The organism is Caulobacter sp. UNC358MFTsu5.1, from assembly GCF_000712075.1.
Taxonomy (GTDB): domain Bacteria; phylum Pseudomonadota; class Alphaproteobacteria; order Caulobacterales; family Caulobacteraceae; genus Caulobacter.
The window spans coordinates 70,661-95,000 of sequence record NZ_JONW01000003.1 but is presented as its reverse complement, the minus strand read 5'-3'; the positions used below and the strand labels follow the sequence as shown (position 1 = coordinate 95,000).

Here is a 24,340-nt window from a genome sequence, read left to right as displayed (position 1 = left end):
TTGTCGGGTAAGTTCCGACCTGCACGAATGGCGTAACGACTTCCCCACTGTCTCCAGCATAGGCTCAGCGAAATTGAATTCCCCGTGAAGATGCGGGGTTCCCGCGGTCAGACGGAAAGACCCTATGAACCTTTACTGCAGCTTCGCCTTGGCGTTAGCAGCAACATGTGTAGGATAGGTGGGAGGCTATGAAACCGGGGCGCCAGTTCCGGTGGAGCCATCCTTGAAATACCACCCTTATTGTTGCTGACGTCTAACCGCGGCCCGTTATCCGGGTCCGGGACATGGCGTGGCGGGCAGTTTGACTGGGGCGGTCGCCTCCCAAAGTGTAACGGAGGCGCGCGATGGTGGGCTCAGACCGGTCGGAAATCGGTCGTCGAGTGCAATGGCATAAGCCCGCCTGACTGCGAGACTGACAAGTCGAGCAGAGACGAAAGTCGGCCATAGTGATCCGGTGGTCCTGCGTGGAAGGGCCATCGCTCAACGAATAAAAGGTACTCTAGGGATAACAGGCTGATTTTGCCCAAGAGTCCATATCGACGGCAAAGTTTGGCACCTCGATGTCGGCTCATCACATCCTGGGGCTGGAGCAGGTCCCAAGGGTTCGGCTGTTCGCCGATTAAAGTGGTACGTGAGCTGGGTTCAGAACGTCGTGAGACAGTTTGGTCCCTATCTGCCGTGGGTGTACGAGACTTGAGAGGATCTGTCCCTAGTACGAGAGGACCGGGATGGACACACCTCTGGTGGACCTGTCATGGCGCCAGCTGTGCAGCAGGGTAGCTAAGTGTGGAATAGATAACCGCTGAAAGCATCTAAGCGGGAAACTAACCTCAAAACAAGGTCTCGCTGAGAGCCGTGGAAGACCACCACGTTGATAGGCCGGGTGTGGAAGCGCTGTGAGGCGTGTAGCTTACCGGTACTAATAGCTCGATAGGCTTGATCGTTCTTCAGTCAAACCCATGACTGCTTTACAAGACATGCGATGTCTTCTTCACAACAATGCTCGGGTCGCCACAAAGCGACCCGACAGCATCCTTTTTGCTGACCTGGTGGCTATGCCGGGGGTTCCCCACCCGATCCCATTCCGAACTCGGTCGTTAAGTCCCCCAGGGCCAATGGTACTTCGTCTCAAGGCGCGGGAGAGTAGGTCGCCGCCAGGTCCGCTAAAAGGATGCTTCGTTTGAGCGCACGCTCCAAAGTCCAAACCCTACCACACGATCACATCACTACCCTCTTCGCCGCGGGGTGGAGCAGCCCGGTAGCTCGTCAGGCTCATAACCTGAAGGTCACAGGTTCAAATCCTGTCCCCGCACCCAAGCCTCCAAAGCCAAGCTTGTTCAGGGCTCCCGATGTGTGGCTTCAATGCCACTTCCGGTGGCGTTTCGGTCTCGATCGACCCGTGTCACGCGAAAATTTATCGCCCAGACCGGCTTCCGCCTGAGATTCTGCCATCAAACCCCGTAGCGCGTTCCTCGGATTTGCGTCATGAGAGCAGGATGGAAGGACGCGGGTCGGCAACTGGCCCGCTGAATGAGGTTTTGAGGATAAGATGGCGAACGGTGTCGTTAAGTGGTTCAACCCGGCCAAGGGCTTTGGTTTCATTCAGCCCGAGGACGGCGGCCAGGACGTGTTCGTCCACATCGCCGCGGTTGAACGCTCGGGCCTGTCGGGCCTGAACGAAGGTGATCAGGTGGCTTACGAGCTGGAAGAGGATCGCCGCTCGGGCAAGACCTCGGCCGGCAATCTGCGCGTGACCGGCCAAGGCGCGGCTCCGGCGGCCTCGCGTCGTCCGCCGCGCGACTTCGGCGGCGCTCCCCGCGGCGGTGGCTATGACGCCCCGCGCGGCGGCGGCTACGGCGGCGGCGGCACCGGCGAAGCCGGTACCGGCGTGGTGAAGTGGTTCAACAGCACCAAGGGCTTCGGCTTCATCCAGCCGGACAACGGTGGCGGCGACATCTTCGTGCACATCTCGGCCGTTGAACGCGCCGGCCTGCGCGGCCTGAACGAAGGCCAGCAAGTCGGTTACGAACTGGAACAGGACCGCCGCTCGGGCAAGACCTCGGCCGGCAACCTGCGCATCCTCTAAGGATCGGAATACGGCCGGCCGCGGAGCGTTCGGCCGGCCTTTCGACCTGAAGATCAGGCCCCGCTGGAGCCTCTCCCCGTCGCTGAGACGGTGGAGGGGTTCCTGCGGGGCCTTTTTCGTGTCCGGAATCGCGGACGAACGGCGCGCCTAGGCCCCGCGCAGCTCGCGTTCGGCGGCGGCCTGGTTCACCGCCAGGGCGGTCATGTTGGCGATGCCGCGCGCGGTGACGCTGGGCGTCAGCACGTGCAGCGGCCGGCTCATGCCCAGCAGCAGCGGCCCGACCAGCAGGCCCTCGGTGGCGGCGCTGAGCAGGGTCAGGGCGATGTTGGCCGCGTCCAGGGTGGGCATGACCAGCAGGTTGGCCGAGCCCTTCAGGGCGCTGTCGTGCACCAGGCGGTCGCGCAGGGCCTGGGACAGGGCGGCGTCGGCGTGCATCTCGCCGTCGACCTCCAGTTCGGGCGCGCGCTCGCGGACCAGGGCCAGGGCCTCGCGCATCTTGCGGGCGGTCGGCGAGTTGCTGGCGCCGAAGCTGGAGTGCGACAGCAGGGCCGCCTTGGGCGTCAGGCCGAACCGGCGCACGGATTCGGCGGCCAGCAGGGTCATCTCGGCCACCTGCTCGGCGGTCGGGTCGACATTCACGTGGGTGTCGCAGAAGAACAGCGTGCCGTTGTCGATGATCAGGGCCGACAGGGCGTAGACCCGGCCGACGTTCTCGCGCTTGGGGATGATCGGCAGGACATAGGTCATGTGCTGCCACCAGTCGCCGGCCCCGCCCACCAGGGCGGCGTCGACGTGGCCGGCCTGCAGCAGCATCGAGGCGGAGACCGTCCGGCGGTTGGTCACCCGGCGCTCGGCGGCCAGGGGCGGAACGCCCCGACGGCTGACCAGGCCCTGGTAGCGCTCGACCAGCGGGGCGAACAGCGCCTTGTCGGCCGAGGGATCGAGGATCTCGACGCGGCCGTCGAAGTCCAGCCGCAGGCCCATCTCCGACGCCTTGGCGACGATCGTCTCGCGCTTACCGATCAGCACCGGCTTACAGAGCCCCTCGTCCAGCACGGTCTGGACGGCGCGCAGCACGCGCTCGTCCTCGCCCTCGGCATAGGCCACGCGCAGGCCGCCGGTCTTGGCGGCGGCCTTGGTCGCCTTGCGGGCCCGCTCGAACACCGGCCGCATCAGCTGGCCCGAGCGATAGACGAACAGCTCCAGCTCGGCGCGATAGGCGTCGAAGTCGGCGATCGGCCGGGTGGCGACGCCGCTGTCCATGGCCGCCCGGGCCACGGCCGGGGCGATCTGCAGGATCAGGCGCGGATCGAACGGCTTGGGGATGATGTACTGGGCGCCGAACATCGGGGCGACGCCGCCATAGGCGCTGGCCACCACTTCCGAGGCCTCGGCGCGGGCCAGCTCGGCGATGGCCTCGACGGCCGCCACCTTCATGGCCTCGTTGATCTCCGAGGCGCCGACGTCCAGCGCGCCCCGGAAGATGAACGGGAAGCACAGGACGTTGTTGACCTGGTTGGGATAGTCGCTGCGGCCGGTGGCCATGATGGCGTCGGGACGCTGGGCGGCGACGATCTCGGGCAGGATCTCCGGCTCGGGATTGGCCATGGCCAGGATCAGCGGGTTCTCCGCCAGCAGCGGCAGCCACTCGGCCTTGAACACGCGCGGAGCCGAGAGACCCAGGAAGATGTCGGCGCCGGGCAGCACGTCGGGCAGGGTCCGGGCGTCAGTCTGGCGGGCGTAGCGGGCCATGTTCTCGGGCATGTCCGGCTCGCGGCCGGCGTGGACCACGCCCTTGATGTCGGTCAGGGTCACGTTCTCGACCGGCAGGCCCATCGAGACCAGCAGGTCCACGCAGGCCAGGGCGGCCGCGCCGGCGCCCGAGGTGACCAGCTTGACGTCCTGGAGGGTCTTGCCCTGCACGACCAGGGCGTTGCGGACGGCGGCGGCGCAGACGATGGCGGTGCCGTGCTGGTCGTCGTGGAAGACCGGGATGTTCATCCGCTCGCGCAGCTTGCGCTCGATGACGAAGCATTCCGGAGCCTTGATGTCCTCCAGATTGATGCCGCCGAAGGTGGGCTCCAGGGCGGCGACCACCTCGATGAAGCGGTCGGGATCCTCGGCGTCGACCTCGAGGTCGAACACGTCGATGCCGGCGAACTTCTTGAACAGGACCGCCTTGCCCTCCATCACCGGCTTGGAGGCCAGCGGGCCGATATTGCCCAGGCCCAGCACGGCGGTGCCGTTGGAGATCACGGCCACCAGGTTGCCGCGGGCGGTGTAGTCGCGGGCGGTATCGGGATCGGTGGCGATGGCCTCGCAGGGGGCGGCGACGCCGGGAGAATAGGCGAGGCCGAGGTCGCGCTGGGTGGCCATCCGCTTGGTGGCCTCGATCTGCAGTTTTCCGGGCCGCGGCAGACGGTGATAGTCCAGGGCGGCTTTACGGAAATCCTCGTCCATCGGTCGGTCCTCGGTGACTGCGCAAGGTGAAGCGGCGCGGATCGTCTGGTCTGGAAGTCGGTGCGATCCGTCAGGGCCTAGCTACCGGTGTTGGCGACGTATTTCCAACCTTACCCAAGGGCCGACGGCGTTTTTTACGGTTCGGGGCGCTCGGCGGGCGATCACGGCTGGCTCGCTAAGTAATAAAAGACTTATATAACGCCTATCCGGCGGGCGCCGAGCGCCGTCCTGCAAGGCGGTTGGCCGTCTTGGCGAGACGGAACGGCCTGCGGGCTGGACTTGCGGGCGGGGCGGTTTCAGCATCGCCCGCAAGGCCCATGGGTCTAGAATGTCGCGCGGCGACGCCGAACAGGGAAGCACGAACGCATGAGCGGCCTGACCACCCACATCCTCGACACGGCGATCGGTCGCCCGGCGGCCGGGGTGGCCGTGCGGGTTTCCGCGCGGCGCGGGGAGACGGTCAGCCTGCTGAGCGAAATCCGCACCGACGCCGACGGCCGGGCGCGGCTGGTCGAGGGCGCGGACCTGGCGGCCGGCGGCTACCGGCTGGAATTCGCGGTGGCCGACTATTTCAAGGCGACGGGCGCGGCCGTCAGCGATCCGCCGTTCCTGGACGTGGTGACGATCGACTTCGCCGTGGCCGATCCGGCCCAGCACCATCATGTGCCGCTGCTGGTCTCGCCGTTCGGCTACTCGACCTATCGAGGCAGCTGAGATGGCTTCCGTGCGCTTCCTGCTGAACGGGGAGGTGGTCGAGGCCAAGGACGTCGATCCCACCCGCACCCTGCTGGAGCACCTGCGCGGCGACCTGCGCCGCACCGGGACCAAGGAAGGCTGCGCCGAGGGCGACTGCGGCTCGTGCACCGTGCTGGTCGGCGAGCTGGAGGGCGAGGGCCCCAATTCGAAGGTGGCCTGGCGGGCCGTGAACAGCTGCATCCAGTTCGTGCCGATGCTGGACGGCAAGGCGGTGATCAGCGTCGAAGGCTTGGGCAAGGACGAGCCGCACCCGGTGCAGGCGGCCATGGTCGAGCATCACGGCTCGCAGTGCGGCTTCTGCACGCCGGGCATCGTTATGTCGCTGTATGGCCGGGCCGTGGCGGCCAAGGGCGCGGACGCGCCGGTCGACGAGGTGCTGGCCGGCAACCTGTGCCGCTGCACCGGCTATGGCCCGATCATCGCGGCGGCCGAGACGATCCAACCCGAGGCCGCGCCCGATGTGGCGCGTGAACTGGCGGACCTCCGCCGCGACCAGGCGCTCGCCCTGGACTACGCCGATCCGATCGCCGGTCTCACCCGGCGCTGGTTCGCCCCGTTGAGCGTGGACGAACTGGCCGCGACCTATGCAGCCCACCCGGACGCGGTGATCGTGGCCGGCGCCACCGACATCGGCCTGTGGGTGACTAAGCTGCGCAAGCCGCTCAAGACCCTGATCGACATCGGCCGGGTCGACGCGCTGAAGACCATCGCCCGCGAGGACGGTCGGCTGCGGATCGGCGCCGGCGTGCGCTATGTCGACGCCCTGGAGATGCTGAGCGAACGCTATCCCGACCTGGGCGCGATGATGCGACGGCTGGGATCGACCCAGGTGCGCAACAGCGGGACGATCGGCGGCAACATCGCCAACGGCTCGCCGATCGGCGACATGCCGCCGGCCCTGATCGCGGCGGGCGCGAGCCTGGTGCTGCGGCGCTGGAACGAGCGGCGGACGATCCCGCTGGAAGACTTCTTCATCGCCTACGGTAAGCAGGACCGCGTCCCCGGCGAGTTCGTCGAGGCGGTGCTGGTCCCAGAGCCCGCGCCGAACGCTCTGTTCAAGGTGTTCAAGCTGTCGAAGCGCTTCGACCAGGACATTTCGGCGGTGTGCGGGGCGTTCAACATCCGCATCGTGGACGAGGTCGTCACCGAGGCGCGCATCGCCTACGGCGGCATGGCCGGCACGCCCAAGCGGGCCACGGCCTGCGAAGAGGCTCTGGTCGGCCAGCTGTGGAACCGGACCACGATCCATGCCGCCGTCGAGGCCCTGGCCGGGGACTTCACGCCCCTGACCGACGCCCGCGCCTCGGCCGCCTATCGGGCCATGACCGCCGGCAACATGCTGCGCAAGGTGTTCATCGAGTCGGCCCGGCCGGACCTGGAAACGCGCGTTCCGGAGGCGGCCCATGGCTGACTCGGGCGCCAAGCTGGTCGAGCCGGTCGTCTTCCAGGGCGTCCACGCCTCGCTGCCGCACGACAGCGCCTTGCGCCACGTCTCGGGCGCGGCGATCTATGTCGACGACATCCCCGAACCGCCCGGCCTGCTCCATGTCCATCTGGGCATGAGCCAGAAGGCCCACGCGCGGATCGTGTCGATGGACCTGTCGGCCGTCCGTGCCTCGCCGGGCGTGGTGACGGTGCTGACGGCCCAGGACATCCCCGGCGAGAACGACGTCAGCCCGGTGATCCACGACGACAGGTTGTTCGCCGACGGCGAGGTGGTCTGCGTCGGCCAGAGCCTGTTCGCCGTGGCGGCCACCTCGATCGCCGCCGCCCGCGCCGCCGCCGCCAAGGCCGTGGTCGAGTACGAGGACCTGCCGGCCGCGATCACCATCGGCCAGGCCCGCGAGGCCGACCTCAAGATCGAGGCCAGCCAGCGCATGGCGCGCGGCGACGCCGCCGCCGCCCTGGCGGCCTCGCCCCGGCGGCTGCAAGGCGCCTTCGCCATCGGCGGCCAGGACCACTTCTACCTCGAGGGCCAGGTCGCCCTGGCCACGCCGCGCGAGGGCGGCGACGTCCACATCTGGTCGTCCACCCAGCATCCCAGCGAGGTCCAGCACCTGGTCGCCCACGTGCTGGCCGTGCCCAGCAGCGCGGTCACCGTCGAGGTGCGCCGGATGGGCGGCGGGTTCGGCGGCAAGGAGACCCAGGCCTCGCTGTTCGCCGCCGCCGCGGCCCTGGTGGCGGTCAAGACCGGCCGCCCGGCCAAGGCCCGTCCGGATCGCGACGAGGACATGGTCATGACCGGCAAGCGGCATGACTTCGAGATCGGCTACGATGTTGGCTTCGATGACGAGGGCCGGCTGACCGGCCTTTCGCTGGAGCTGGCCTCGCGCTGCGGTTCGACCACCGACCTGTCGATGGCCATCAACGACCGGGCGATGTTCCACGCCGACAATTGCTACTTCCTGCCGGCCGTCGAGATCGTCTCGCACCGCTTCAAGACCCACACGGTGTCGAACACCGCCTTCCGGGGCTTCGGCGGGCCGCAGGGCATGGCGGCGATCGAACACGTGATGGACGCCGTCGCCCAGGCCGCGGGACTGGACCCGCTGGAGGTGCGCCGCCGCAACCTCTATGGCGGCGAGGGGCGGAACCTGACGCCCTATCATCAGACGGTCGAGGACAACGTCGCGCCGCAGCTGCTGGCCGAGCTGGCCGCGTCCTGCGACTACGAGGCCCGCCAGCGGGGGATCGACGCCTACAACGCCCGCAGCCCGGTGCTGAAGAAGGGCCTGGCCCTGACGCCGGTGAAGTTCGGCATCTCGTTCACCACCACCCACCTGAACCAGGCCGGGGCGCTGCTGCACCTCTACGCCGACGGCTCGATCCTGCTGAACCACGGCGGCACCGAGATGGGGCAGGGGCTGTTCGTCAAGGTGGCCCAGATCGTCGCCGAGGCCTTCAAGGTGGGCGTCGACCGGGTGAAGGTCAGCTCGACCGTCACCGACAAGGTGCCCAACACCTCGGCCACCGCCGCCTCGTCGGGCACGGACCTGAACGGCATGGCGGCCCTGAACGCGGCTAACACGATCAAGGCGCGGCTGATCGAATTCGCCGCGAAGAAGTGGGGCTGCGCGCAGGGCGACGTCGAGTTCACCCCCGAAGGCCTGCGGGCCGGGGCGGAGCTGGTCCCGTTCGAGGTGCTGTGCCGCCAGGCGCACCTGGCGCGGGTGTCGCTGTCGTCGACCGGCTTCTACGCCACGCCCAAGATCCACTACGACCGCAAGACCCACACCGGCCGGCCGTTCTACTACTTCGCCTATGGCGCGGCCTGCAGCGAGGTGCTGATCGACACTCTGACGGGCGAGATGAAGGTCACGCGGGTCGACATCCTGCACGACGCCGGCCGCTCGATTAATCCGGCGATCGACCTGGGTCAGATCGAGGGCGGCTTCGTCCAGGGCATGGGCTGGCTGACCACCGAGGAGCTGGTGTTCAGCGCCGACGGTCGTCTGCTGACCCACGCGCCCTCGACCTACAAGATCCCCACCTGCGGCGACCGTCCGGCGGTGATGAACATCGCCCTGTGGGAAGCGGGCCGCAACGTCGAGGAGACGGTGCACCGCTCCAAGGCCGTGGGCGAGCCGCCGCTGATGCTGGCCCTGTCGGTGCTGTCGGCGGTGAACCGCGCGGTGGCGTCTGTGGCCGACCACAAGGTGTTCCCCGCCCTGGACGCGCCGGCGACGCCGGAGCGAATCCTGATGGCGGTGGAAGATGTCAAGCGGAGGGCGGCGCCGTGAACTGGGCCCGCTCCGCCCTGGCCCAGCTGGCCCTCGACGAGACCGTCGCCCTGGTGACCATCCTGGCTGTCGAGGGCTCGGCCCCGCGCGACGCCGGGACCAAGATGGTGGTCTGGGCCGGCGGCCAGGCCGGCACGATCGGCGGCGGCAACCTGGAGCACCAGGTCGCCGACCAGGCGCGGCGGATGCTGCTGACCCAGGTCCATTTCGCCCTGCAGGACTATCCGCTGGGTCCGCTGCTGGCCCAGTGCTGCGGCGGCCGCGTGCGGCTGCTGATCGAGCGCCTGGACAAGTCCGCCGTCGACTGGCTGACCGACGCCGCGCGCCGGCTGGACGCGGCCCAGCCCTTCGAGGTGCGCACCCGCTTCAACCCCGGCGCCCTGCTCAAGACCATCGCCCCGGTCGCGGCCTCCAGCCCCGACGGCGCGGCCATCACCCTGGCGGGCGAGCCGGCGACCGCGCGCGGGGCACGGCCGACCCTGGGCGACGTGCTGGTCGAGCCGCAGGACCTGCCGCGTCCGCCGGTGCTGCTGTTCGGGGCCGGCCATGTGGGCCAGGCCGTGGCCCGGGCCCTGGAGCCGCTGCCGTTCCGTCTCTCCTGGTACGACACCCGGCCGGAGACGGCGCCGATCCCCGGCGTGACCGTGGGCACGCCCGCCGAGCTGGCCGCCGCCGCCATGGGCGCGGGGCCGGACGCCTACATCCTGATCATGACCCACGACCATAACCTGGACTACGCCCTGACCTCGTCGGCCCTGGCCGGCGGGGCGTTCGGCTATCTGGGCCTGATCGGGTCGGACACCAAGAAGGCCCGGTTCCTGAGCCGGCTGCGCAAGGACGGCTTCGGCGATGGGGCGGTGGCCCGCATGACCTGTCCGATCGGCCTGCCGCACCTGAAGAACAAGGCCCCCGAGGTGATCGCCGTCTCGGTGGTCGCCGACCTGCTGATGCGGCTCGAGGCCGCCCGCGCTGCTACGAAGGATCTCCAGCTTGCAAGCCTATAGGGCGTCGATCCTCCACCTGGAGGACGACCCGAGCATCACCGATGGCGAGGCGCACGCCTTCCACGAGGACGGCCTGCTGCTGGTCGATGACGGCCGCGTGGTCGCCTGCGGCGACTACGCCAAGCTGGCCGACGAGTTGGGCGACACGCCGGTGGAGGACCTGCGCGGCAAGCTGATCGTCCCCGGCTTCGTCGACACCCACATCCACTTCCCGCAGGTCGACATCATCGCCGCCCACGGCGAGCAGTTGCTGGACTGGCTGGAGCGCCACACCTTCCCGGCCGAGGCCGCCTTCGCCGACCGGGGCCACGCCGAGGAGACCGCCGAGTTCTTCGTCGAGGAACTGCTGCGCAACGGCACGACCAGCGCCCTGGTGTTCGGCTCGGTGCACAAGGTCTCGGTCGAGGCGCTGTTCGCCGCCGCCCTGAAGCGCGACATGCGGCTGATCGCCGGCAAGTCGCTGATGGACCGCAACGCCCCGCCCGGCCTGACCGACACGGTCGAGAGCAGCCGGGCCGACATGCAGAGCCTGATCGCCGATTGGCACGGCAAGGGGCGCCTGGGCTACGCGGTCACCCCGCGCTTCGCGATCAGCTGCAGCGACGAACAGCTGACCATGGCCGGCGAGGTGCTGGCCGAGCATCCGGGCCTGTGGATGCAGACCCACCTGTCGGAGAACCTGCGCGAGATCGCCGACACCGCCCGGCTCTTCCCGGAGGCGAAGGACTATCTGGACGTCTACGACCGCTTCGGCCTGGTCGGGAAGCGCTCGGTCTTCGCCCACTGCGTCCACCTGGGCGCGGAGGCCTTCGACCGGCTGGCGGACGCGGGCTCGGCGGTCGCCTTCTGCCCGACTTCGAACCTGTTCCTGGGCTCGGGCCTGTTCCCGCTGCAGACCGCCTGCGCCCACGGGGTGAATGTCGGGATCGGCACGGACGTGGGAGCGGGGACGACGTTCTCGATCCTCCACACCCTGGGCGAGGCCTACAAGGTGGGCCAGCTGCGCGGCGAGGCGCTGGACCCGTTCCACGCCCTCTACCTGGCCACGCTGGGCGGGGCGCGGGCCCTGGGGCTGGAGGACGAGATCGGCAGCCTGGAACACGGCAAGATCGCCGACTTCCTGGTGCTGGACCTGGCGGCCACGCCGCTGCTGGCGCGACGGCTGCCGGCGGCGAAGAGCCTGGACGACCGGCTGTTCGCGCTGACGGTGCTGGGGGATGACCGGGTGGTCGAGCGGACGTACGTGGCCGGGGTGGAGCGGTATCGGCGGGGATAGCGCGGCGAACACTTGCCCCCACCTGACCGCTAAGTGGTCTGTCCGCCCCCATAGGGGGCGGAGCCTTTACGGCGTTCTTCCCCCTCCGGGGGAAGACGATCGCGAAGCGATCCGTAGGGGGCAAGCGTTAGCCGCCTAGGCGCTCATGGTCTCGCGATACAGCTTCAACAGCCCTTCGGCCTTCACCCCGACGGTGATCGCCTGGATCGGCTGGTCGTCCCAGGCCGACGGCCCGAACAGTTCCCCCTCGACCTTCTGGCAGGTCTGGCCCAGGGCGATGCCGTCGGTGATCACGCGGATCGAGCCCTTGCGGACCTCGAACAGCGACGGATCGATCACGTAGGCCACCGCCGCGGCGTCGTGCACGCAGCAGCCGACGATGCCGTCGCGGCCGCCGTAGAAGGCCGCGTAGGGCTTGGAGATGGCGTTGAGGAAGGCGCCGGCCGGGCCACCGGCCGCTTCCAGGGCGTCCATATAGGCCGGGTTCATCACCACCTGGGTGGTGACGTCCAGGCTGACGGCCGTCACGTGCCAAGGGGCGGTGAACACCAGGTCGGCGGCTTCCGGATCGTTCCAGATATTGGCCTCGGCCACCGGGGTGACGTTGCCCGGCTTGCCGGCCACGCCGAACGCGCCGCCCATGATCACCACGCCCTTCAGCAGGGTGGCGACCTCGGGATCGGCCTTCAGGGCCAGGGCCAGGTTGGTCAGCGGTCCGACCGCCACCAGGGTGATCTCGCCGGGGTTGGCGCGGGCCAGGTCGATGATCGCCTGATGGGCCGGCTTGGCCTCGGGCTCGGCGGCGACCAGGCCCGTCAGCTCGACGTCGCCCAGGCCGTTCTCGCCGTGCACGAAGGTGGGCGAGGGATTGCGCGGCCGGGTCAGCGGCTTGTCGGTGCCCTTGAAGACCGGGGCCGTCAGGCCGAAGCGGTGCTTCAGGTAGAGGGCGTTGCGGGTGGTGGTGTCGATGTCGGCGTTGCCGAACACGGTGGTCACGGCCACCAGGTCGAGCGCGGGGCTGGCCTCGATGAAGAGCAGCGCCATGGCGTCGTCGATGCCGGGATCGGTGTCGAAAATGATCTTTTGGGTCGTCATCCGAAGGACTTATCTCATCGTGTGATGAAGGGGGAGACCCCTCCGAAACGAACCATGCTCCCGGCGCGAACCGGGAGCATGGCGGGAACGATGGCGATCCTTCGGGACCGCCCGGCCGGGGCCGGGCGGGACGTCGGGACTAGCGCCGGGCGCTGATCGAGATGCCGACGATCCGAGGCTCGTTGACGAAACCGGTCAGGTTGTTGAAGTCGATCGCGCCGCGCAGGTTCACCTCGTTGGTGATGTTGCGGGCGAACGCGGCGATCTCGTAGGCGCCGTCCTGCTTGGCGTAGCCGAGCTTCAGGCCGCCCTCGAAGTCGCCCTTCGAGTAGAACTCCTTGGACTGGTACAGGAAGATGTTGGTGTAGCCCTGCTTGAACCAGTCGGTGTAGGCGAACAGCTCGCCGTCGCCGATCGGGTAGCTGTAGCGGGCGGTGAAGTTCAGGACGTACTTCGGCGCGTTCGGGAACGGGTTCCCGTCGACCAGGGCTTGGCCCGCGGTGTTCAGCGGGTCGGTGACCGTGCACTGGGCGCAGACCGCCACGGCCAGATCCTTGTCCTTGATCTTGGTGTGGTTGTAGCTGTAGCCGGCCGTCAGCAGCAGGTTCTCGGTGACCTTGAACTCGCCATCGAACTCGACGCCGTAGGCTTCGCCCTTGTCGGCGTTGATCAGCAGGGTGTTGTTGCCGGCGCCGCCGATGGCGCTGAACTGCGGGTCCTTTTCCTCATAGGTGAAGGCCGCGCCGTTGAAGCGGATGCGGCGGTCCAGCAGCTCGCTCTTGAAGCCGACTTCGTACGACTGGATGGTTTCCGACTGGGCCACCGACGGGTTGGCGCCGAAGACCACGTCGCGGCCCTGGATCGTCGGGCCGCGGAAGCCGTGGGCGGCGCGGGCGTACAGGCTGAAGTCGTCGTTGACGTCGTAGAAGGCCGACAGGTCCCACGAGACCTTGCTGTCCGACACCTCGACCTTCGGGGCGGTCGAGCCGACGATGGTCATGGTCTTCTTGTCGTCGGTGTAGCGGGCGCCGCCGGCGATCTTCAGGGCCGGGGTGATCTGGTAGGTGACCTGGCCGAAGCCCGCCCAGGCGGTGTTCTTGTGGTTCAGGGTCGCCTTGGCGAAGCCGGCGTCCGTGGTCAGCAGCATGTCGGACTTGAAGTAGTAGCCGCCGACCTGCCAGGTGAGCGGGCCGTCGGTGTCCGAGGCGAAGCGCAGTTCCTGGGTGTACTGGTCCAGGTCGTCGATGCCGTCCTTGGTGTCGGAGTCGAACGGGATGAAGCCCGGGCCGACGCCGGCCACGCCGCCGTCGATGTCGCCGCGGCTGTAGCCGTTGGTGGTCTCGTAGGCGCTGATCGAGGTCAGGGTCACGGGGCCGAAGTCGTAGTCGATCTTCAGGCTCTCGCCGTTGCCGTCGTACTTCTGCGGGTTGCTGCCGCCGCCGTTGTAGAAGACGGAATCCCGGTCGAAGTTGCCGTTGATCTGGTTGCTGCCCTTGGTGAGGATGTTGGCGCGGAAGATCGCGGCCGTGCCGTCCAGGCTGCGGTTGTGGGCGTTGAGCAGGACGCTCAGGTCCTCGGTCGGGGTCCACAGCAGTTGGCCCCGGATGGCGTATTCGTCATAGCCGCCCATGGCGTCCTTCACGTGGGTGAAGGTGTTGTCGATGTAGTCGGCGCGGTGTTGGCCCAGCACGGAGATGCGGCCGGCCAGCTTGCCTTCGACCAGCGGGCCGCCGACGCCGCCTTCGGCGGTCCACGAGTTGTACGAGCCGTAGGTGAGGGCGGCGTTGGCCTTGTAGGTCTGGCTCGGCTTGACGCTGTCGAACTTGACGATGCCGGCGGTGGTGTTGCGGCCGAACAGCGTGCCCTGCGGGCCGCGCAGCACTTCAACCTGGTCGACGTCGAAGATCGGCGTGCTCTTCAGCACGACGTTTTCCATGACCACGTCGTCCATGATCACCGAGACCGGCTGGGAGGCGGCCAGGTCGAAGTCGGTGTTGCCCAGTCCCCGGATGTAGAAGCGCGGGGCGGCGCGGCCGTTGGAGCTTTCGACGAACAGGCCAGGCACGCGGCTCGACAGGGCCAGCACGTCCTCGCCGCCGGCGAACAGGGCTTCCAGCTTCTCGCCGCCCATCGTGGCGACCGAGACGGGAACTTCCTGGATGTTTTCGGCGCGCTTCTGGGCCGTGACGATCACGTCGTCCAGCGTGACGGCGCTGGTGTCCTGGGCGAAGGCCGGGGCGGCGGCGCCGACGGCCAGGGCCAGGGCGGTGAGGGCGGCGCCGCGGTGGAGGCGGCTGCGCAGCTTGGTGGCGATGGTCATTGAAGTATCCCCTTCATGCGTCGGCGGCCCGACGCTTGAGGGTGCAATGCACAATGAGCGAGCCGAATCCAAAGGATTGATGACGTATCGACCGCCGTTTGGTGAAGTTTTTGCCCTGGTTGTTACTATTTGACCACGCAGAGACAGGACTGCCCAAAAGCAGATCATAAGTCAGGGATTTATTACTTATCTTCATGGTGCGGACGATCTGTCGCTTACGGCGCAAGGCGTTGATCAACGCCGTCCTGCAGAAGCGACACGTGCGCGGAGACGATTTTCCAGCCCGTTTCGGTGCGTATCCAGGTCTGGCTTTGGCGGCCGGTGCGTTTTGCCCCTTCGCGCACGAATTCGACGTTGGCGATTGCGAAGTCTCGCCCAAACGTGGTGATTTCAGTCCTTAGGCGCGACCTCTGGGGCGAGCCGCCCGAACGGCCGATTCGAAACGCCGCGATCGCCTCGAAGCCGTAGAGGTTTTCGGCCACGCCGTAGCGGACCGTCTGGGGCGCGTCGCGGAAGAAGCCGTCCAGCGCCTCGACGTCGTTGGTCATCAACGCCGTCTCGTAGGCGTCGATCTGCGCGGTGACTTCAGCGACGACGTCGGGTTCGTTGACGGTCATGCGCGGACCTCGCCGGGCGGGACGGGCGGCGGACGGTGGGCGACCACGACGCCGGCTCGTTCCAGCCGCAGGGCGGCGGCCAGGGCCACTTCCTCGCGCCAGGCCGGGGCGATGATCTGCACGCCGATCGGCGGCTTGCCCGGCCGGTTGACCGGCGCGGCCACCACCGGCAGGCCGATATAGCTGATCGGCTGGGTGTAGGCGCCCAGGTTCCTGCGCACCGAGACGGGCTGGCCGTCCATCTCCATGGTCGCCTGGCCGATGCCGGGGGCCGGGCACACCGAGGCGGGGGCCAGCAGCACGTCGAAGTCCTCGAACACCCGGCACGCGGCGTCGCGGAACACCGGGCGATAGCGGCGGGCGGCCTCGGCGACGGCTTCGGGCGCCAGGGCCCCGGCCAGCAGGCGGTCGCGGACGGCGGGGTCGTAGTCCAGCGGCCGGGCCTTCAGGTCGGGCAGGTGCAGATGGGCGGCCTCGACCGGCGTCAGGCAGAAGGCGGCGGCGCGGGCCTGCTCGGCGCCGGGCAGCTCGACCCCGCGCCGGGCCTGCAGGGCGTCGGCGACGATCTCCAGCGCCTCCAGCACCTCGGGAAAGGCGCCCTGCGCGAACCAGCCGCCCAGCACGCCGACGCGGAGCGGTCCGTCGGCGATGGCTTGCAGGCGAGGGGCGGCCGGTTCGGCGGGCCGACGGCAGAGCGGATCCAACGGATCGGGGCCCTGCATCAGGTCGTAGGCGAGGGCCAGGTCGGCGACCGAGCGGGCGAACGGCCCCACATGGTCCAGGCTCTCGACAAAGGGAAAGGCGCCCTGGCGCGACAGCCGGCCCAGGGTGGGCTTCAGGCCGAACACGCCGCACAGGCTGGCGGGGACCCGGATCGAACCGTTGGTGTCCGAACCCAGGGTCAGGGGGACCAGTCCGCCGGCGACCGCCGCCGCCGAGCCGCCGGACGAACCGCCGGCGATGCGGGTCAGGTCGTGCGGGTTGCGGGTGGGGCCGTCGTGGGCGTTCTCGGTGACGAAGCCATAGGCGAACTCGTCCATGTTCAGCGCCCCGACCAGGACCGCCCCGGCGGCGGTCAGGCGCTGGACGGCGGTGGCGTCATGGGCGGCGGGAGCGGCGTCGCGGCGGATCTTCGAGCCGGCGATCGTGGTCACGCCTTCGATGTCGAACAGGTTCTTCACGGCGAACGGGACGCCGGCCAGCGGCCCCACCGGCCGTTCGGCGGCGAGGTCGGCGTCGATCGCCTCGGCCTGGGCCAGCGCGCGCTGGGCGACGAGGGCAGTGTAGGCGTTGAACGGGTCGGTCCGCGCGCGGGCCACGGCGGCCTCGGTCTCCTCGCGCGCGGTGGTCCGGCCTTCGCGGATGTCCGCCGCGACGGCCTGGGCCGACCGGAAGTCCAGGGCGGAACCCGGGGGGCTCATGGCTCGAACGCCTCGATCGGCGCGGCGGCGTCCAGGTCCATGGCGAAGGTGGCGGCCTGGCGGCGCAGCAGGGCCAGGTTCTCGAGCGTCCCGGCGCGGGTCTCCGGCGGCAGGGCCAGGCCGAGCGCCGCGGCCCGGTCGTCCGCATAGGCGGCGACCGTGTCGTCGTCGAGGGCCAGGAACGCTGCGAGCGCCGGATCGGTCGCCATGCGGGGCGAGCTCCACAAGTAAGAAAAATCTTCATAACCGGGATATCCGGCCGCGACCAGCATGATAGCGCCTTGGGGCCCGCCGACGCTCGTCCGCGCGTCATGCCGATCCCCGCTTTGCCCGCCGGATGGGCGCCCGCGATCTTCGGCGCTCGGTTCGGCGCTCCAGCCTAGGGCGGCGGGGCCGGGGCGCGCCAACTGAGCCCAGGTAATAGAGGGCTTACTTCATGCGGCATCACCTGGCCTCGACCCCGGACACCGTGCGGTTCGGCATCTTCGACGCGGCCTTCGATCCGGTGCTGACCGTCGCGCCCGGCGACACGGTGGTGATCGACTGCGTGTCGGGCGGGCCCGAGGTGATGCCGGCGCCGGACTCCGGCTTGGTGATCCCGCCCGCCCTGCAGACGATCCACGACGCCCGGCTGGAGCGCATCGGCCCCCACATCCTGACCGGTCCGGTGGCCATCGCGGGCGCCGAGCCGGGCGACACCCTGGAGGTGCGGATCGAGGCGATCGAGCCGAACAACAGCTGGGGCTACTGCGCCGTGCGGCCGCTGGCCGGGACCCTGCAGGACGAGTTCCCGGAGCGCTATGTCAGCCACATCACGGTCGACGCGGGGGCGGGGACCTGCAAGCCGGCCTGGGGCCCGATCCTGCCGTTGCGGCCGTTCTTCGGCACCACGGGCGTGGCCCCGCCGCCGCGCTACGGCCGCCTGTCCAGCCGCGAACCACGCGAGCACGGCGGCAACATGGACTGCAAGGAGCTGGTCGCCGGCTCGACCCTGTTCCTGCCGGTCTGGGTTCCGGGCGCGAACTTCAGCGCCGGCGACGGCCACGGCCGCCAGGGGGATGGCGAGGTCTGCGTCAACGCCCTGGAGATGGGCCTGACCGGGACCTTCACCTTCGTGCTGCACAAGGCCGCCGACACCGGGGCCCGGACCTGGCCCAGCGCCGAGAGCCCGACCCACCACCTGACCTTCGGCTTCAACGAGGACCTGGACCTGGCGATGAAGCAGGCGCTGCGCGAGATGATCGCGCTGATCGTCTCGCGGACTTCGCTGACGCGTGTGCAGGCCTATCAGTTCTGTTCGCTGGCCGTGGACTTCCGCGTGACCCAGACGGTCAACGGCGAGAAGGGCGTGCATGGGATGCTGGAGAAGGGGGTGTTGTTCTAGGGCGGTGGCTCACCCGCTTGCCCCCACCTGACGGCTTCGCCGTCTGTCCGCCCCCATAGGGGGCGGAGCCTTCGCGTACCGAGCGCTCTTCCCCGGTGGGGGAAGACGACCGCGAAGCGGTCCGTAGGGGGCAAGTGCTCGCCGCTCCTATTTCCGCAGATACCCCTCAAGCAGCTCCGACGCATGCACCAGCCGCGCCCGGCGCCACTCCGGCTTGCTCATGTCGGTGTCCAGGGTCACCGACAGCGAATAGCCGTTGGCCAGATGGAAGCGGCTCATGGCCGCGATCGTCACGTAGATCTGGGCCCAGTCCAGGTTGTCGCGGAAGATCCCCTGCTTCTGGCCGCTGTCGATCAGGTGCTCGATCGTCCGGCGCAGCGGGAAGGCGGTCTCGGTGACCTTGCGCGACTGGGCCACGAACTTGCCCTGCAGCAGGTTCTCGTTGCGCAGCAGGCCATCGATGCGCGGGTTCTTCTCGAAATAGTCGAAGGTGAAGCGCTGCAAGGCCAGGAAGCCTTCCAGCGGCTTGTCGAAATCGATCTCCAGCTCGGCCTCGCGGCCGCGCAGGTCCTCGTAGGCGGCCTCCAGCACCGCCAGGTACAGGCCCTTCTTGTCGCCGAAGTAGTGGTAGAGCATGCGGATGTTGCACTTGGCGGCCTTGACGATCTTCTCGATCCGCGCGCCCGCGTAGCCCGCCTGGGAGAACTCCTTGAGCGCCGCGGTCAGGATCGCCTTGCGCGTCCGCTCGGCGTTACGTTTGCGGGGCGCCGGAGCGGCGTCGTCGGTCGGTACGGCCGAAGGCGTCTCTACCTGGGTGGTCACGGCGTCTTTGCTCCCGCTTCGATCCAGGCGCCCAACTGGGCGCGTTCCTGATCGGTAATGTGAGTCTCGTTTCCGAGCGGCATGCTGGTGGAGTCAACCGCACGTTCCCGGATCTTGCCCGCATAACGCGCCATGCCCGCCGGGGTGTCGAAGACCGCGCCGTTCGGCGGGGCGGTGAATCCCTTGTGGGTCGGGGCAGCAGAGTGGCAGGTCACGCAGTGCTTCTGGACGATGGCCTGGGCGACGGGGAAGGGCACGTCGGAGAGCTTTTCCACCTTCGGTTTGTGGCTGGCGATCACGCTGGCGAAGAACACCAGCATCACCCCGGCGAAGATGAAGCCCGGCTTGATGATCCCGTGGTGGCGCAGGATGAAGAAGTAGCGGATCGACACCCCGCCGGCGCTGATCACAGCCAGCAGCAGCCATGCCAGAGGGTGACCGGTCACCGCCGGATAGTGGTTGCTGATCATGATGAAGATGACCGGCAGGGTCATGTGGGTGTTGTGGACCGAGCGCTGCTTGCCCATCGCGCCCAGGCGCGGGTCGACCGGCCGGCCGGCCAGCATGTCGGCGACGATCTTGCGCTGGTTGGGGATGATGATCAGGAACACGTTGCCGACCATGCAGGTGCCGATGATCGCACCGACGTGGATGAAGGCCCCGCGGTCGCTGAACAGGTGCGTCAGCGCATAGGCCGCGCCGGTCAGGGCCAGGAACCAGACCGCGCCGAACAGCCGGGGCCTCGCGCCCAGGGGCGAGCGGCACAGGCCCTCGTAGACCAGCAGGCCGCCGAAGATGAAGGCCAGGCCCGTGGCGATCGCGCCGGCCTGGCTGAAGGCGTGCTTGGAGGCGTCGATCAGATAGACCGGCGCGCCGACATAGTAGAGCACGATCAGCAACGCGAAGCCCGACAGCCAGGTGGTGTAGGCCTCCCATTTGAACCAATGCAGGTGGTCGGGCATGTGGGCCGGAGCCGTCATGTACTTCTGCGAGTGGTAGAAGCCGCCGCCGTGCACGGCCCACAGCTCGCCCTTCACACCGTCCTTCTCGGGGACCGGCGGGCGCAGGTTGTTGTCCAGCCAGACGAAGTAGAACGAGGCGCCGATCCAGGCGACGCCGGCGATCACGTGCAGCCAGCGCAGGCCCAGGTTCAGCCAGGTCGTGACGTCATAGTCCATCTAGGCGGTCACCGCGTCTTGCAGCCGGAGCTTGGAGATCAGGCCGATCTGCTTGATCGCTTCCGCGATCTCGGCGGCCCGGTCGTTGGAAAGGCGCGCCTGCATGGCGGCCAGGATCGAGGTCTTGTCGTTCAGCCGCACGGCGATGATGAACGGGAAGCCGAAGCGCTCGCGATAGGCGGCGTTCAGGGCGTGGAAGCGTTCGAACTCCTCGGGCGTCAGCCTGTCGAGGCCGGCGCTGGCCTGTTCGGCGTTGCTTTCGGCGGTCAGCTGCTTGGCGATCGCCGCCTTGCTGGCCAGCTCCGGGTGGGCGCGGATCAGGGCCAGCTTGTCGGCCTCGGGCGCGGCGTCCAGCACGGCCATCATGGCCGCGTGCATGGCCTCGACGCTGGCGAACGGCGCGGCGTCGTACGAACGCTCGACCACCCAGGGCGACAGCTCGAAGGCGAAGCCCAGGCTGGTGGCGAAGCCGGTGCGGTTCATCCGGTTCAGGTCGGCCAGGGTCAGGGGCGGGGCGCTCAAGCCTTCGTTCCTCGATAGGGGTGTGTGGCGATCCAGTGCCGGGCGATGTCGATGCGCCTGGCGACCCAGACCTTGTCATGGCTCGTGACGTGTTCGAGGAACCGGCGCAGGGCCATGATCCGGCCGGGCTTGCCGACGATCCGGCAGTGCAGGCCGATGCTCATCATCTTCGGCGCGGTCTGGCCCTCCAGGTACAGGGCGTCGAAGGCGTCGCGCAGGTAGGCGAAGAACTGGTCGCCGCTGTTGAAGCCCTGGGGCGCGGCGAAGCGCATGTCGTTGGCGTCCAGGGTGTAGGGCACGATCAGCTGCGGCTTGCCGTGCTGGTCGTCCCAGTAGGGCAGGTCGTCGGCGTAGCTGTCGGCGTCGTAGACGAAGCCGCCTTCCTCGACGACCAGCCGCGCGGTGTTGGGGCTGGTGCGGCCCTGATACCAGCCCAGCGGGCGTTCGCCGGTCAGGCGGGCGTGAATCTCGACGGCCTTGGCGATGTGCTCGCGTTCGACGTCTTCGGGAAAGTGCTGGTAGTCGATCCAGCGATAGCCGTGGGTGGCGATCTCCCAGCCGGACTTCAGCATGGCCTCGACGGCGTCGGGATGGCGCTCCATGGCCTGGGCCACGCCATAGACGGTCAGCGGCAGGCCGAACTCCTCGAACAGCCGCCGGATGCGCCAGAAGCCGGCGCGCGAGCCGTATTCGTAGAGGCTCTCCATCGACATGTGCCGGGCGTCGGGGATCGGCTGGGCGCCGACCATCTCCGACAGGAAGTGCTCGGCCTGAGGGTCGCCGTGCAGGATGGAGCGCTCGGCGCCTTCCTCGTAGTTCAGCACGAACTGCAGGGCCACGCGGGCGCCGTCCGGCCACTGGGCATGGGGCGGGTGCTCGCCGTGGCCGATGAGGTCGCGGGGATAGGCCGTCATGCGAAGACCTTCGCCGCCGCGTCCACGCCCGCGCCCGCCGGAGCTCCGAAGCCCTCCCAGCGCAGCACCGCCTCCAGCGCCGCCAGGGTCTGCAGCACCGCGTGCTTGCGGGCGTTGACGCCCATCGCCCCGATCCGCCAGACCTTGCCGGCCAGCGGGCCGAAGGCCGCGCCGATCTCGATCTCGAACTCGGTGCGCATGCGGGCCTTGACCCGGTCGTAGTCGACGCCGGCCGGGGCGAGCACGGCGGTGACGTTGGTCATCTTGTGGGCCTGGTCGCCATAGACCTGCAGGCCCATGGCCTCGACCCCGGCCACCACCGCGGCGCCGGCCTGGGCGTGGCGGGCGAAGCGGACTTCCAGCCCTTCCTCCAGCACCACCCGGGCGCATTCGCGGGCGGCGAACAGCATCGAGGCCGCCTCGGTGTGGTGGTTCAGGCGCTTGTCGGACCAGTAGTCCATGATCATCGCCAGGTCGAAATAGTTGGAGGCGATGCGGCGGCCGTTGCCGACCGTCCCGCCGGTCGCCAGGCCCTTCTCCACGTGGCGACGGCCGAAGATGTGCTCGGCCGCGCGGTCGCTGATGGTGATCGGACCCGAGCCGGACGGACCGCCCAGACACTTCTGCAGGCCGCCGGTGACGATGTCGGCCTGCCAGGCGTCCACCGGGACCGACATGCCGCCGATCGTGGCCGTGGCGTCCACATAGAGCAGGGCGTCGTAGCGCCGGCAGATCCCGCCGATCGCCTCGATCGGCTGGGCCATGGTGGTGGAGGTGTCGCCGTGCACGCAGGCCACCAGGCGCGGGCGCACGCGCTTGACCGCGTCCTCGACCGCCTGCGGGTCGACCACGGTTCCCCACTCGCCGTCGACCAGGGTCACGCGGGCGTCGCACCGCTCGGCGATCTCGGACAGCAGCAGGCCGAACCGCCCGGCGTTGACCACCACCACGTCGTCGCCCGGCGCCAGGGTCGAGACCAGGGCCGCCTCGATGGCCGCGCGCGAGGTGCCGTCGATCAGGAAGGTCCAGCGGTTCTGGGTCTGGAAGACCTGACGATACAGCGCCATGGTCTCGTTCATGTAGCCGGTGAACTCGGGGTCGAACTGGCCCAGCAACTGCACCGACATGGCGCGCAGCACGCGGGGGTGCACGTTGATCGGGCCGGGCCCCATCAGCAGGCGGGCGGGGTGGTCGAGTTCGCCGAAAGTCTGGGTCATGCGCGTTCGCGTCGTTCTAGCTGGTCGATGAAATGGAGCATGGCGGTCGCCGCCAGGGCGCAGTCGGCCTCGGTCACGGCCTCGCGCGGATTGTGGCTGATCCCGCCCTCGCAGCGGATGAACAGCATGGCGGTGGGGCAGAGGTCGGCGATGACCATGGCGTCGTGGCCGGCCCCGCTGGGCAGGCGGCGCGGCGCTTGGCCGGTCGCGGCGACGGCGTCCTCCAGCAGGGCGGTCAGGCCGGGATCGCAGGGGCTGGCGGCGAGGTCCTGCATCAGGGTGACCGAAGCCTCCAGGCCGCGTCGCGCGGCGATGGCGTGGATCTCGGCGGTGACGGCCTCGACGGCCGCGTCGCGCGTGGCGGCGACCTCGGCCCGGACGTCCATGGAATACTCGACCGCGCCGGGGATGACGTTGAAGGCGCCGGGCAGGGCGGTGATCCGGCCCACGGTGCCGACTAGGCCGTCTTTCCCGCCCGAACAGATCCGCTCCAGCGCCAGGATCGCCTCGGCGGCGGCGGGCCCCGGATCCTTGCGCAGGTTCATCGGCGTGGTGCCCGCGTGGCCGGCCACACCCGCGAACCGCACCATCAGCCGCTTCTGGGCGGCGATGGCGGTGACCACGCCCAGGGCCAGGCCCTCGGCTTCCAGCACCGGGCCCTGCTCGATGTGGGCCTCGAGGAAGGCGAAGACCTCGCCCGGCTTGCGGGCGGCCTCTTCCAGGCGCGTCGGGTCCAGGGCGAAGGCGGCGAAGGCCTGGGCCAGGCTGACGCCGTCGCCGTCGGTCATCTCCATGACGCTGGGATCGACGGTCCCGGCCACGGCGCGGCTGCAGGTCATGGAGGCGGGGAAGCGCGAGCCCTCCTCGTCGCCGAAGGCGATCACCTCGACCGCGAAGGGCAGGCGGCGGCCGGCGCGGGCCAGGGCCTCGACCACGTCGATCCCCAGCATCACGCCCAGGGCCCCGTCATAGCGGCCGCCGTTGCGGACGCTGTCGATGTGCGAGCCGACCAGCAGGGCCGGGGCGCCCAGCGTCGCGCCCTCGTAGCGGCCGACCAGGTTGCCGGCGTGGTCGCGGCGGGCGCTCATGCCGGCCTCTTCCATCCAGAAGGCCAGGGTCTTGAGGGCCTCGTCGTGGGCGGAGGTCAGGAAGCGGCGCACCAGCATGCCCTCGGCTTCGCTGTAAGGCGGCGCGCCCATCAGGTCGCAGCGGGTCTTGGCCCGGACGCCAGGCTTGAAGTCGCCGATCTCGAAGGCCTCCGCCACCCTGCCGGGCTCCCCTTTGCCGTACATCCTATCCGTGACATGCTTGCCTAGCATCGGCGAGCGGCAAAGCGCGCGATGATCGGCGACGCGGGACGGCTTCCCGCGCGGATGCCCAGGCAAGCGCCAGACCTGACGACCGGCGCCTGCAGCTAAGTCATAAATCACTTACTTAGCGAAAGACAGGCCTGCCCCTTGATGAGGTGCGGAACGAGGCCAGGGAACGCCCGCGCCAAGCCGCCGTTGGTTCATCCAGTTGGGCTGTC

General features: G+C 68.9%; 19 protein-coding genes, 1 tRNA gene, 2 rRNA genes and 1 pseudogene (1 of these 23 only partly in view). 11 read left to right on the top strand and 12 right to left on the bottom strand.

Features of this window, described 5'->3' with window-relative positions:
• From BR39_RS0102055 to BR39_RS26885, 5 genes and pseudogenes are all read left to right on the top strand, one after another.
• Positions 1-944 (top strand): 23S ribosomal RNA (locus BR39_RS0102055); it begins 1,845 nt to the left of the window's first position.
• Positions 945-1,045: 101 nt separating this feature from the next.
• A 5S ribosomal RNA gene (gene rrf, locus BR39_RS0102050) occupies positions 1,046-1,160 on the top strand.
• A gap of 79 nt (positions 1,161-1,239) precedes the next feature.
• Positions 1,240-1,316, top strand: a tRNA-Met gene (locus BR39_RS0102045).
• A 233-nt stretch (positions 1,317-1,549) separates the two neighbouring features.
• Positions 1,550-1,753, top strand: a pseudogene (locus tag BR39_RS26890) (cold-shock protein); the annotation flags it as partial.
• 135 nt (positions 1,754-1,888) lie between these two features.
• The gene (locus BR39_RS26885) at positions 1,889-2,086 is read left to right on the top strand and encodes a cold-shock protein (RefSeq protein ID WP_026171987.1); all 198 of its coding nucleotides are present in this window, start codon (positions 1,889-1,891) and stop codon (positions 2,084-2,086) included.
• 147 nt (positions 2,087-2,233) lie between these two features.
• Here the strand turns inward: BR39_RS26885 and BR39_RS0102030 are convergent, their stop codons facing one another.
• Positions 2,234-4,546, bottom strand: a complete 2,313-nt coding sequence (locus tag BR39_RS0102030; protein WP_029907367.1) for an NADP-dependent malic enzyme — start codon at positions 4,544-4,546, stop codon at positions 2,234-2,236.
• Between the two features lie 366 nt (positions 4,547-4,912).
• On the opposite strand from BR39_RS0102030, the gene uraH reads away from it, so the two are divergent.
• From uraH to guaD, 5 genes are read left to right on the top strand one after another with little or no spacing between them, the layout of a single operon-like run.
• Positions 4,913-5,260, top strand: a complete 348-nt coding sequence (gene uraH / locus BR39_RS0102025) for a hydroxyisourate hydrolase (protein WP_029907366.1) — start codon at positions 4,913-4,915, stop codon at positions 5,258-5,260.
• A gap of 1 nt (position 5,261) precedes the next feature.
• Positions 5,262-6,713, top strand: a complete 1,452-nt coding sequence (xdhA, locus tag BR39_RS0102020) for a xanthine dehydrogenase small subunit (RefSeq protein ID WP_029907365.1) — start codon at positions 5,262-5,264, stop codon at positions 6,711-6,713.
• Positions 6,706-9,042 (top strand): xanthine dehydrogenase molybdopterin binding subunit, encoded by a 2,337-nt coding sequence (xdhB, locus tag BR39_RS0102015; protein ID WP_029907364.1) that lies wholly within the window; start codon positions 6,706-6,708, stop codon positions 9,040-9,042. The genes xdhA and xdhB overlap by 8 nt, the downstream gene beginning before the upstream one ends.
• The gene (gene xdhC / locus BR39_RS0102010; RefSeq protein ID WP_029907363.1) at positions 9,039-10,046 is read left to right on the top strand and encodes a xanthine dehydrogenase accessory protein XdhC; all 1,008 of its coding nucleotides are present in this window, start codon (positions 9,039-9,041) and stop codon (positions 10,044-10,046) included. The genes xdhB and xdhC overlap by 4 nt, the downstream gene beginning before the upstream one ends.
• On the top strand, positions 10,033-11,322 hold the full coding sequence (guaD, locus tag BR39_RS0102005) for a guanine deaminase (RefSeq protein ID WP_029907362.1): 1,290 nt from the start codon (positions 10,033-10,035) through the stop codon (positions 11,320-11,322). The genes xdhC and guaD overlap by 14 nt, the downstream gene beginning before the upstream one ends.
• A 135-nt stretch (positions 11,323-11,457) precedes the next feature.
• Here guaD and BR39_RS0102000 read toward each other — a convergent pair whose 3' ends face one another.
• From BR39_RS0102000 to BR39_RS25155, 5 genes are all read right to left on the bottom strand, one after another.
• On the bottom strand, positions 11,458-12,417 hold the full coding sequence (locus BR39_RS0102000; protein WP_029907361.1) for a nucleoside hydrolase: 960 nt from the start codon (positions 12,415-12,417) through the stop codon (positions 11,458-11,460).
• A 139-nt stretch (positions 12,418-12,556) separates the two neighbouring features.
• A complete protein-coding gene (locus BR39_RS0101990) occupies positions 12,557-14,737 on the bottom strand; it encodes a TonB-dependent receptor (RefSeq protein WP_029907360.1) in 2,181 nt (726 codons plus the stop codon).
• 215 nt (positions 14,738-14,952) lie between these two features.
• On the bottom strand, positions 14,953-15,354 hold the full coding sequence (gene hpxZ, locus BR39_RS0101985) for an oxalurate catabolism protein HpxZ (RefSeq protein WP_029907359.1): 402 nt from the start codon (positions 15,352-15,354) through the stop codon (positions 14,953-14,955).
• Positions 15,351-16,775: an AtzE family amidohydrolase gene (locus tag BR39_RS0101980; RefSeq protein ID WP_029907358.1), complete on the bottom strand. Its 1,425-nt coding sequence runs from the start codon at positions 16,773-16,775 to the stop codon at positions 15,351-15,353. The genes hpxZ and BR39_RS0101980 overlap by 4 nt, the downstream gene beginning before the upstream one ends.
• Positions 16,772-16,984, bottom strand: coding sequence for a DUF4089 domain-containing protein (locus BR39_RS25155; protein WP_029907357.1), 213 nt, complete (start codon positions 16,982-16,984; stop codon positions 16,772-16,774). The genes BR39_RS0101980 and BR39_RS25155 overlap by 4 nt, the downstream gene beginning before the upstream one ends.
• Before the next feature lie 227 nt (positions 16,985-17,211).
• On the opposite strand from BR39_RS25155, the gene BR39_RS0101970 reads away from it, so the two are divergent.
• A complete protein-coding gene (locus BR39_RS0101970) occupies positions 17,212-18,159 on the top strand; it encodes an acetamidase/formamidase family protein (protein ID WP_029907356.1) in 948 nt (315 codons plus the stop codon).
• Between the two features lie 147 nt (positions 18,160-18,306).
• On the opposite strand, the gene BR39_RS0101965 is transcribed toward BR39_RS0101970, so the two are convergent.
• The 6 genes from BR39_RS0101965 to BR39_RS0101940 are packed head-to-tail and all read right to left on the bottom strand — an operon-like array spanning position 18,307 to position 24,077.
• Entirely contained in the window at positions 18,307-18,981 is a 675-nt protein-coding gene (locus BR39_RS0101965) for a TetR/AcrR family transcriptional regulator (RefSeq protein ID WP_029907355.1), read from the bottom strand.
• A complete protein-coding gene (locus BR39_RS0101960; RefSeq protein WP_029907354.1) occupies positions 18,978-20,159 on the bottom strand; it encodes a urate hydroxylase PuuD in 1,182 nt (393 codons plus the stop codon). The genes BR39_RS0101965 and BR39_RS0101960 overlap by 4 nt, the downstream gene beginning before the upstream one ends.
• On the bottom strand, positions 20,160-20,642 hold the full coding sequence (gene uraD, locus BR39_RS0101955; protein ID WP_051695075.1) for a 2-oxo-4-hydroxy-4-carboxy-5-ureidoimidazoline decarboxylase: 483 nt from the start codon (positions 20,640-20,642) through the stop codon (positions 20,160-20,162).
• 35 nt (positions 20,643-20,677) lie between these two features.
• Positions 20,678-21,595, bottom strand: coding sequence for an allantoinase PuuE (puuE, locus tag BR39_RS0101950; protein ID WP_029907352.1), 918 nt, complete (start codon positions 21,593-21,595; stop codon positions 20,678-20,680).
• Positions 21,592-22,812 (bottom strand): alanine--glyoxylate aminotransferase family protein, encoded by a 1,221-nt coding sequence (locus tag BR39_RS0101945; protein ID WP_029907351.1) that lies wholly within the window; start codon positions 22,810-22,812, stop codon positions 21,592-21,594. Before BR39_RS0101945 ends, puuE begins: the two co-directional genes overlap by 4 nt.
• A complete protein-coding gene (locus BR39_RS0101940; protein ID WP_035018116.1) occupies positions 22,809-24,077 on the bottom strand; it encodes an allantoate amidohydrolase in 1,269 nt (422 codons plus the stop codon). Before BR39_RS0101940 ends, BR39_RS0101945 begins: the two co-directional genes overlap by 4 nt.
• Positions 24,078-24,340 lie beyond the last annotated feature (263 nt).

Excerpts from the sequence above, each read along its gene's own strand:
- BR39_RS0102030 (WP_029907367.1), bottom strand. The coding sequence starts at position 4,546 with ATGGACGAGGATTTCCGTAAAGCCGCCCTGGACTATCACCGTCTGCCG.
- uraH (WP_029907366.1), top strand. The coding sequence starts at position 4,913 with ATGAGCGGCCTGACCACCCACATCCTCGACACGGCGATCGGTCGCCCG.
- xdhA (WP_029907365.1), top strand. The coding sequence starts at position 5,262 with ATGGCTTCCGTGCGCTTCCTGCTGAACGGGGAGGTGGTCGAGGCCAAG.
- xdhB (WP_029907364.1), top strand. The coding sequence starts at position 6,706 with ATGGCTGACTCGGGCGCCAAGCTGGTCGAGCCGGTCGTCTTCCAGGGC.
- BR39_RS0102000 (WP_029907361.1), bottom strand. The coding sequence starts at position 12,417 with ATGACGACCCAAAAGATCATTTTCGACACCGATCCCGGCATCGACGAC.
- BR39_RS0101990 (WP_029907360.1), bottom strand. The coding sequence starts at position 14,737 with ATGACCATCGCCACCAAGCTGCGCAGCCGCCTCCACCGCGGCGCCGCC.
- hpxZ (WP_029907359.1), bottom strand. The coding sequence starts at position 15,354 with ATGACCGTCAACGAACCCGACGTCGTCGCTGAAGTCACCGCGCAGATC.
- BR39_RS0101980 (WP_029907358.1), bottom strand. The coding sequence starts at position 16,775 with ATGAGCCCCCCGGGTTCCGCCCTGGACTTCCGGTCGGCCCAGGCCGTC.
- BR39_RS25155 (WP_029907357.1), bottom strand. The coding sequence starts at position 16,984 with ATGGCGACCGATCCGGCGCTCGCAGCGTTCCTGGCCCTCGACGACGAC.
- BR39_RS0101970 (WP_029907356.1), top strand. The coding sequence starts at position 17,212 with ATGCGGCATCACCTGGCCTCGACCCCGGACACCGTGCGGTTCGGCATC.
- BR39_RS0101960 (WP_029907354.1), bottom strand. The coding sequence starts at position 20,159 with ATGGACTATGACGTCACGACCTGGCTGAACCTGGGCCTGCGCTGGCTG.
- uraD (WP_051695075.1), bottom strand. The coding sequence starts at position 20,642 with ATGAACCGCACCGGCTTCGCCACCAGCCTGGGCTTCGCCTTCGAGCTG.
- puuE (WP_029907352.1), bottom strand. The coding sequence starts at position 21,595 with ATGACGGCCTATCCCCGCGACCTCATCGGCCACGGCGAGCACCCGCCC.
- BR39_RS0101945 (WP_029907351.1), bottom strand. The coding sequence starts at position 22,812 with ATGACCCAGACTTTCGGCGAACTCGACCACCCCGCCCGCCTGCTGATG.